This window comes from Deinococcus radiopugnans ATCC 19172 (assembly GCF_006335125.1).
Taxonomy (GTDB): domain Bacteria; phylum Deinococcota; class Deinococci; order Deinococcales; family Deinococcaceae; genus Deinococcus; species Deinococcus radiopugnans.
In genome coordinates, this window is the sequence record NZ_VDMO01000003.1 from 249,517 (window position 1) to 257,090 (window position 7,574).

General features: G+C 67.1%; 8 protein-coding genes and 1 riboswitch. Of the genes, 6 read left to right on the forward strand and 2 right to left on the reverse strand.

Annotated features, from left to right (window positions below; all coding sequences use genetic code 11):
- Positions 1–56 precede the first annotated feature (56 nt).
- Positions 57–158: riboswitch (TPP riboswitch) on the reverse strand.
- Positions 159–272: 114 nt separating this feature from the next.
- Positions 273–1,511 carry a CynX/NimT family MFS transporter gene (locus FHR04_RS04210; RefSeq protein ID WP_139401022.1) on the forward strand — a complete coding sequence of 413 codons (1,239 nt, stop codon included), beginning with the start codon at positions 273–275 and terminating at the stop codon, positions 1,509–1,511.
- A 246-nt stretch (positions 1,512–1,757) separates the two neighbouring features.
- Here FHR04_RS04210 and FHR04_RS04215 read toward each other — a convergent pair whose 3' ends face one another.
- A complete protein-coding gene (locus FHR04_RS04215; RefSeq protein ID WP_139401023.1) occupies positions 1,758–2,180 on the reverse strand; it encodes a hypothetical protein in 423 nt (140 codons plus the stop codon).
- Between the two features lie 174 nt (positions 2,181–2,354).
- Between FHR04_RS04215 and FHR04_RS04220 the strand changes: the two genes are divergently transcribed.
- From FHR04_RS04220 to FHR04_RS04240, 5 genes are all read left to right on the forward strand, one after another.
- A complete protein-coding gene (locus tag FHR04_RS04220; protein WP_139401024.1) occupies positions 2,355–3,764 on the forward strand; it encodes an ethanolamine ammonia-lyase subunit EutB in 1,410 nt (469 codons plus the stop codon).
- A complete protein-coding gene (eutC, locus tag FHR04_RS04225) occupies positions 3,761–4,522 on the forward strand; it encodes an ethanolamine ammonia-lyase subunit EutC (RefSeq protein ID WP_139401026.1) in 762 nt (253 codons plus the stop codon). Before FHR04_RS04220 ends, eutC begins: the two co-directional genes overlap by 4 nt.
- An 8-nt stretch (positions 4,523–4,530) precedes the next feature.
- Complete coding sequence (locus tag FHR04_RS04230; protein WP_139401027.1) at positions 4,531–4,989, forward strand: NUDIX domain-containing protein; 459 nt, start codon at positions 4,531–4,533, stop codon at positions 4,987–4,989.
- Between the two features lie 90 nt (positions 4,990–5,079).
- Complete coding sequence (locus FHR04_RS04235; RefSeq protein ID WP_139401028.1) at positions 5,080–5,622, forward strand: MarR family winged helix-turn-helix transcriptional regulator; 543 nt, start codon at positions 5,080–5,082, stop codon at positions 5,620–5,622.
- Positions 5,619–7,277 (forward strand): MDR family MFS transporter, encoded by a 1,659-nt coding sequence (locus FHR04_RS04240; RefSeq protein WP_139401029.1) that lies wholly within the window; start codon positions 5,619–5,621, stop codon positions 7,275–7,277. The genes FHR04_RS04235 and FHR04_RS04240 overlap by 4 nt, the downstream gene beginning before the upstream one ends.
- An 18-nt stretch (positions 7,278–7,295) precedes the next feature.
- Here the strand turns inward: FHR04_RS04240 and FHR04_RS20865 are convergent.
- A partial coding sequence (locus FHR04_RS20865; RefSeq protein WP_170213848.1) for a hypothetical protein occupies positions 7,296–7,574 on the reverse strand: 279 nt, incomplete at its 5' end.

The window sequence follows — 7,574 nt, forward strand, 5'->3', positions numbered from 1 at the left end:
CATAAAAAAGCCCCCTCGCGTCACGAGGGGAAGCGGGGCCAACCGCCGAAGTCTTCGGGGCTGGCCGGTCACGCTCCCTCCGCCGGTATGACCCGGATCAGGTTCGTTGGGGTGTTTCTCAGCCCGCCTGGAAACGGCAGGCACCCCCGGTGACGCAGGCCCAAGGTAGCAGAGCGGCGCGGGGACAAGCGTGCCTCACCCTGGGCGGTGGCCTTCACGGTTGGTCAATGGGCGAAGTTGCAGTGGTGGATGGACGCGCTAGGGTTGAGGGCATGAGCCGTCCTGACCTCGCCGCCCCCGAGTCGCTGGACGCTCCCGAGACGCCGGACGCCACCCCACCGATCACGCAACGACGCAAGCCCACCGCCACCCCGCTGCTGATCCTGGGGTTGATCGTGGTGGCGCTGAACCTGCGCCCTCCGATTGCCGGGTTTGGGCCGCTGCTGTCGCAGTTTCAGGCCGAGTTTCAGGTCAGTGCGGCCACCCTGAGCCTGCTGACCACGCTGCCGCTGCTGTGCTGGGGCCTGCTGGCCCCCCTCGCCCCGCTGCTGAGCCGCCGCTACAGCAACGAGACCATCATTCTGTTCGCCACCGCTGTGATCGGTCTGGGCAGCGTGCTGCGCATCGGGGCGACGCTGCCGGTCATCCTGTTCGGCACCCTGCTGGTGGGCGCGGGCATCGCCCTGAACAACGTGCTGCTGCCCAGCCTGATCCGGCGCGACTACGCAGACCGGGTGGGGCCGATGACCGGGCTGTACTCGCTGGCGGTGGTGGGCGGCGCGGCGCTGGCCTCGGGGGTGGCGGTGCCGCTGATGACCGCGTTGGGCGGGGCGTGGCGCTCGTCGGTGGGGGTGTGGATCGGGCTGGCCGTGCTGGGCGTGCTGGCGTGGCTGCCCGCCGTCTTCGGGCGGCAGACCCACGCCCGCCCGCTGCGGGGTTCGGGGCCGTCGGTGTGGCGTAACCCCTACGCCCTGCCGGTGACGCTGTACATGGGCTTTCAGTCGCTGGTGTTTTTCACGTGGCTGACGTGGTTGCCCAAGGTCTTGCAGGACAACGGCTTCACGGCGGCGCAGGCGGGCTTGCTGCTGGCCTTTGCCAACGTGGTGCAACTGCCCTTTACGCTGGCGGTGCCGGTGCTGGCGGCGCGGCCCCGATTGCTGGTCCCGATAGCGGTGGGCACGGCGCTGCTCAGCGGGGCCGGCATCACGGGCCTGTTGCTGTCGCCGCTGACGCCGCTGCCCTGGCTGTTCATGATGGGCGCGGGCGCGGGCAGCATGTTTCCGCTGGCCCTGATGTTTATCGCGGTGCGGGCGGACGGCGTGGCACAGGTGCCGCAGCTCTCGGCGATGGCGCAGGGCTTCGGCTACGCGCTGGCGGCGGCGGGGCCGTTCATCTTCGGGGCGCTGCACGACTGGACGGGCGACTGGCAGGTGCCGCTGATCTTCCTGCTGGCGATGACCGGAGTGGTGCTGGTCACTGGAATAGCGGCGGGACGAGGCGTCAGAACCTGACCCTCTATTGATCTGATACGGATTCCGTTTGTTTCGTGTAGAAATCGGGACAGCGCCGATGTCTACACTCCACGTCCGGAACCCGTTTTTCTCCTGCTCGCTTCGCTCGGATTTCCAGGTGTTTTCAACACCTTTCAATCGGAGTCCGTATGACCCATCTATCTGACGCTGTCCCCGCCTGACGACGAACAGTGACGAGAGAAGCGCGGCACGTTCCGGTGGCGCGCTGAGAGACGGCTCTCCGGCTCACTTCACGACATTGCACCAGCCCAGCACCACGCTGTCGGGGCTGTCCACCCAGACGGCGGCGTACTTTTCCTTGCTGCTGATCATCGAGAACTCCTCGTAGGTGCTGTCTTTGGAGATTTCGCCAGCGTCGATGTCTTTAATCTCGAATTTGGCCGCCACGATGGTCTTGCCCAGTGCATCGGCGATCACGTTCGGATCGCTGTCCAGCCACACCAGGAACTCCGAGTACTCGCAGCTGCCCCCCATGCCCCCGGCCACCTCCTCAATGTAATCGGCCATATCCGCAATGGCCTTCTGATCGGTCACCTCGATGGCCCCTTTGGGAAGCTTAAGACCAGTCAGATTCGACTCGGACACCGCTTCCGTGGCCAGGGCCGAAGTCAGCAGGAGAGCGGTCGCCAGAGACAGAACCAGTTTCATTTTCTTCATTGTTCGGCCATTGTCTCCTTGTTGTTTCCGTATTCATAGGGCTGAAATTGGGGGTGGGGGGAGTGGGGCCACGGTCATGGTGGAGCTTCATTGGGGTGAAGGGAGCGTGGGACAGACGGCCACGCTCCCCCGTCCTCGCCTAGACTGATTCATGCCTCTTTCGCCATGCCGGAGCCGCCCACGTACCACCTGACGCTGGGCCACCGCCACTTCAGCTTCCCCGACTTGCGCGGAGTCATGGCCTGCGCCAGCCCGCCCAAATCCGGCGACGAGCTGGCGGGACTCGCGGCGGGCAGCGCCCAGGAACGCGAGGCGGCGCGGCAGGTGCTGGCCGATCTTCCCCTGAGGCTCTTTTTGGAGGAACTGCTGATTCCCTACGAGGCCGACGAGGTCACGCGCCTGATCGTGGACAGCCAGGACGCGGCAGCCTTCGCCCCCGTCTCTGGCCTGAGCGTGGGCGAATTCCGTGACTGGCTGCTGGGCGACGAGGCCACGCCCGACGCGCTGGCCGCCCTGGCCCCCGGCCTGACCCCCGAAATGGTGGCCGCCGTCAGCAAACTGATGCGCGTGCAGGATCTGGTGTTGGTGGCCTCCAAGGTAGAGGTGGTGACGCGCTTCCGCACGACGCTGGGGCTGCGGGGGCGCTTCGGCACGCGCCTGCAACCCAACCACCCCACCGACGATCCGCGCGGCATCCTGGCGAGCACGCTGGACGGCCTGATGTTCGGCTGCGGCGACGCGGTGATCGGCATCAATCCCGCGCTGGACAGTGTGGACAGTTGCGTGGGCCTGCTGCACCTGCTGGACGACTTCCGCCAGCAGACCGGCGTGCCCACCCAGAGCTGCGTGCTGACCCACGTCACCAACACGCTGGAGGCGCTGGCACGCGGCGCCCCGGTGGATCTGGTGTTCCAGAGCGTGGCGGGCACGCAGGACGCCAACAGCGGCTTCGGCATCGATCTGGCGCTGCTGGACACGGCGCATGCGGCGGCGCTGGAGTTGCGGCGCGGCGAGGAACTGGCCGGGGGTTTCGGCGACAACGTGATGTACTTCGAGACGGGGCAGGGCAGCGCATTGTCCGCAGAGGCCCACCACGGCGTGGATCAGGGCACGCTGGAGGCCCGCGCCTACGCGGTGGCGCGGCGCTACCGTCCGCTGCTGGTCAATACGGTGGTGGGCTTTATCGGCCCCGAGTACCTCTACGACGGCAAACAGATCATCCGTGCGGGGCTGGAGGATCATTTCTGCGGCAAGCTGCTGGGCCTGCCGATGGGCTGCGACATCTGCTACACCAACCACGCCGAGGCCGACGGCGACGACACCGATACCCTGCTGACCCTGCTGGGCGCGGCAGGGGTGACCTTCATCATGGGCGTGCCGGGGGCGGACGACATCATGCTGAATTATCAAAGTACGAGCTTCCACGACGCGTGGTACCTGCGCCGCCTGTTTGACCGCCCGCCCGCGCCGGAATTCGCCGCCTGGCTGGAAACCGTGGGCCTCAGCCGGGACGGAGGGCTGACGCTGCCGGGCCGGGCGCAGTTGAGGGCGCTGATGGGCGCGGCCGGCGGATGACCGAGGAGCTGACCCCCTGGGCCTCGCTGAAGGCATTCACCGACGCCCGGATTGCGCTGGGCCGGGCGGGCACCTCCATGCCCACGCGGGAGCTCTTGAAGTTCGGCGCGGCGCACGCGGCGGCCCGCGACGCGGTTCATGCGCCTGCCGACTTTGGGGCGCTGGCTGAGGCTCTGACGGCGGCCGGGGAGACGGTGTTGCACGTCCACAGCCGCGCCGCAGACCGCGCCGAGTACCTGCGCCGCCCCGATCTGGGCCGCACGCTGGCCCCTGAAGGTCTGACGGAGTTGGAAGGACAATCCCCGTCCGATGTCGTGATCGTCGTGGCGGACGGCCTCTCGGCGGGGGCGCTGACGTATGTATGGCCGTTGCTGGCGCGGCTGCTCCCTGAACTGCGCGCCGCGGGCCTGAGCGTCGGCCCCATCGTGCTGGCAAGGCAGGCGCGGGTGGCGCTGGGCGATCCGGTCGCGCGGGCACTGGGCGCACGCCTCGTACTCGTGCTGATCGGCGAACGCCCCGGCCTGAGCAGCCCCGACAGTCTGGGCGCGTACCTGACCTTTGACCCGCAGCCCCAGACCCGCGACTCGGCCCGCAATTGCGTCTCCAACATCCGTCCGGCGGGACTGGATGTGCGGGTGGCGGCGTGGCGGCTGGCGCATCTGACTGGTCAAGCGTTGCGAAAGGAACTCAGCGGCGTGGCCCTCAAGGACGAGGGCGGCGAGCCTCCACCCGAGTTTGCCCCGCTGCCACGCGGCTAAACTGCTCCATGACCTCTCTCTTTTACCTGATCGCCTGGCTCGTCGTGCAGGACGAGTCCGGGCGCGTGCTGCTGGGTCGCCGCGACGGCACGGGCTACATGAACGGTCTGTGGGGCCTGCCGGGTGGACGCGTGGAACGCGGCGAGGCGCTGATGGCCGCCGCCGTGCGCGAGGCTGGGGAAGAAGTGGGCCTACGGGTGGAGGTGGCCGCGCTGAAACCGCTAGGCGTGTCTCGCTTCGACATTAACGGCATGCAGGGCACTGATTTTCTGTTCCTGACCCGCGAGTGGATTGGAGAACCGACGCCGCTGGACAAGACCTCCGAAGTCGGCTGGTTTGCCCCTGGCGCCCTGCCGGATGATTGTCTGCCGTGGCTTCCCACCGTGCTGGACGCGCACCTCACGCGCGGCGCGTGGCTGACTGAGCAACTGGATGGGGTGGAGGGAGTCCAGATTCTGTCGCCCTGACGCCCGCCCTTTAGCCCTTCGTCATGTTCCCCGGTCAGGAACAGAAATCGCTTGCCCCGGCTCCTTCCATCTGAAATACTTCCAGATGAAATGAGTTTACCTTCCTCTCCTCACACCGAACCGCACCCGGACGAGCTGTACGAGCTGATCCGCCTGACCCTGCGGCTGTCGCGGCGCTTTCGGCAGGCGCTGGACGAGCCGCTGGAAACTGCACTGGCCCTGAACACCAAGGAACTGCTGGTGCTGGCCTCGATCATGGACGGCGCGCAGACGCCAGGGCGCATTGCCAGCCGGCAGAGCCTGCCGGCCCCCACCGTGACGCGCATCGTGTCCAAGCTGGTGGCGGCGGGGCTGGTGGTGCGGGTCAGTGACCCCGCCGACTTGCGCTGCTTCCAGCTGCAGCTGACCCCTCAGGGCGAGGCCACCCGCGCCCGCACCCGCCAGACCGGGCAGCAGATCGTCGCCTCGCACTTCGGCCACCTGCCGCCGCAGCGTGTTCACGCGGCGCTGGAGGCCATGCGGGCGTTTCACGACGCCCTGAACGCGCCTATATCTGAAGAGGCACTGCCTGAAGAAACACTGCCCGAACAGGCGCGAGCCGAAGTTTCACTCTCCGAGGAGGTGGGCGCATGAGCACCCCCGTGAGTCCCGCCGTCCAGTCGCATTCCGGCCTGAATGAGCGTGACAAGATCATGGCCTTTGTCGGCATCCTGACCGTGCTGTTCCTGTCCAGCCTGAACCTGACGGTGGTGGGCAGCGCCATGCCGCGCGTGATCAGTGACCTGGGCGGCTTTCACCTGTACGCCTGGGCGTTTACCGCGTATTCGCTGGCCACCACCATCACCATTCCGGTGGTGGGCACCATCAGTGACCGGGTGGGCCGCCGCCCGCTGATTCTGCTGGGCATCGCGGTGTTCGCGCTGGGCAGCGTGGGCCTGGGCTTCGCGCACAACATGGAGCAGCTGATCGTCCTGCGCGCGGTGCAGGGGATTGGCGGCGGCGCGTTGATGGCGATGAGCTTCACGGCGATTGCTGACCTGTTTACTCCGATTGAACGCGGGCGCTACCAGGGCTACACCGGCGCGGTGTGGGGCGTAAGCTCCGTGGTGGGGCCACTGGTGGGCGGCTTTTTAACCGATCATCTGGGCTGGCGCAGCGTGTTCTTCGTGAACCTGCCCTTCGCGCTGCTGGCGGCGTACTTTATCTGGCGGTTCTTCCGGCTGCCCAAGCCGGTCATCGCCCCCGGTACGGGCCGCAGCTTCGACGCGCTGGGCGCCACGCTGCTGGCGGGCGCGGTCACCACCCTGACGCTGGCGATGTCCTGGGGCGGCGGTACGTACCCGTGGACGAGCGCCACCATTCTGGGCCTGCTGGCCGGGGCGCTGGCGCTGGGCGTGGGCTACGCCTTCCACAGCCGCCGTCAGGAACGGCCCATCCTGGATCTGGGCCTGCTGAAGGATAGGGGCATCGCCACCGCCTCGCTGGCCGGCTTTCTGGTCAGCGCGGGCATGTACGCCGCCATCCTGTACCTGCCGCTGTACATGCAGGGCGTGCGGGGCAGCAGCGCGTCGGGCAGCGGTCTGGCCCTGGCCCCGCTGATGGGCGGCATGATCCTGACCAGCACGCTGTCGGGGCAACTCGTGAGCCGCACCGGGCGCTACAAGAAACTGATCGTCGCCGGGGCCTTTGTCGCCGCCGGGGCGCTGGTGCTGGCCTCCACCCTGAGCCTGACCACCCCGATGTGGCTGGCGGTGGGCACCATGGTGCTGCTGGGCATCGGCCTGGGGCCGGTCAACAGCCAGCTCACCCTGGCGGTGCAGAACGCCTCGCCGCGCGAGAAACTGGGCAGCGCCACCAGCGGCAACCAGTTTTTCCGGCAAATTGGCGGCACGCTGGCGGTCAGCCTGTTTGGCGCGCTGGTCAACGCGCAACTGGCGGGCAAGCTGAGCGCGCAGTTGCCCGCTGCCGCCAAAACCCTGCCCGCTCCTTTGCAGGAGGCCATCGCCAGCCCCAACCTGCTGACCAGCCCGGAAGCCAGCGCGCAGTTGGGCGGAGCGCTGGAGAAACTGGGGCAGCCCGAACTGCTCCCGCAGATCACGGCGGCCCTGAGGAACGTCATGGTGGGCGCCATCGACGAGGTGTTCCTGGTCTCGGCCATTCTGGTGGCGCTGGCCTTCGTGGCGGCCCTGCTGCTGCCCGAGCGCCCGCTGCTGGGCCGCCAGACGCACACGGTGGAGGTGGGTGGCGTGAAGGGTGCGGGCCAGAGAAACGCGCAGGCCACCGATTGAAGGTTATACGGATTCCGCTTAATTCCTTAACCCATCGGGAAAGCGCCGATGGGTTAATCCATACGCGAAACCCGTATTCTTTCCTACTCGCGTCCGCTCGAATTTCATCGTTTTTGCAAACGATTCAATCGGAATCCGTATAATACGGACTCCGAATAAATCGTTTACAGTAAAAGGATCAAACAGTCTGCTTTTACCCAACCCCTCCAGCATTCCGCTGAAGATTTCTGGAGCCTCTTTGAAGCCAGTACCTGCGCCGTCGAGCGTCGCCGGGCCCTGTTCTTCGCGCTGCTCGCT

Excerpts from the sequence above, each read along its gene's own strand:
- FHR04_RS04210 (WP_139401022.1), top strand. The coding sequence starts at position 273 with ATGAGCCGTCCTGACCTCGCCGCCCCCGAGTCGCTGGACGCTCCCGAG.
- FHR04_RS04215 (WP_139401023.1), bottom strand. The coding sequence starts at position 2,180 with ATGAAACTGGTTCTGTCTCTGGCGACCGCTCTCCTGCTGACTTCGGCC.
- FHR04_RS04220 (WP_139401024.1), top strand. The coding sequence starts at position 2,355 with ATGCCGGAGCCGCCCACGTACCACCTGACGCTGGGCCACCGCCACTTC.
- eutC (WP_139401026.1), top strand. The coding sequence starts at position 3,761 with ATGACCGAGGAGCTGACCCCCTGGGCCTCGCTGAAGGCATTCACCGAC.
- FHR04_RS04230 (WP_139401027.1), top strand. The coding sequence starts at position 4,531 with ATGACCTCTCTCTTTTACCTGATCGCCTGGCTCGTCGTGCAGGACGAG.
- FHR04_RS04235 (WP_139401028.1), top strand. The coding sequence starts at position 5,080 with ATGAGTTTACCTTCCTCTCCTCACACCGAACCGCACCCGGACGAGCTG.
- FHR04_RS04240 (WP_139401029.1), top strand. The coding sequence starts at position 5,619 with ATGAGCACCCCCGTGAGTCCCGCCGTCCAGTCGCATTCCGGCCTGAAT.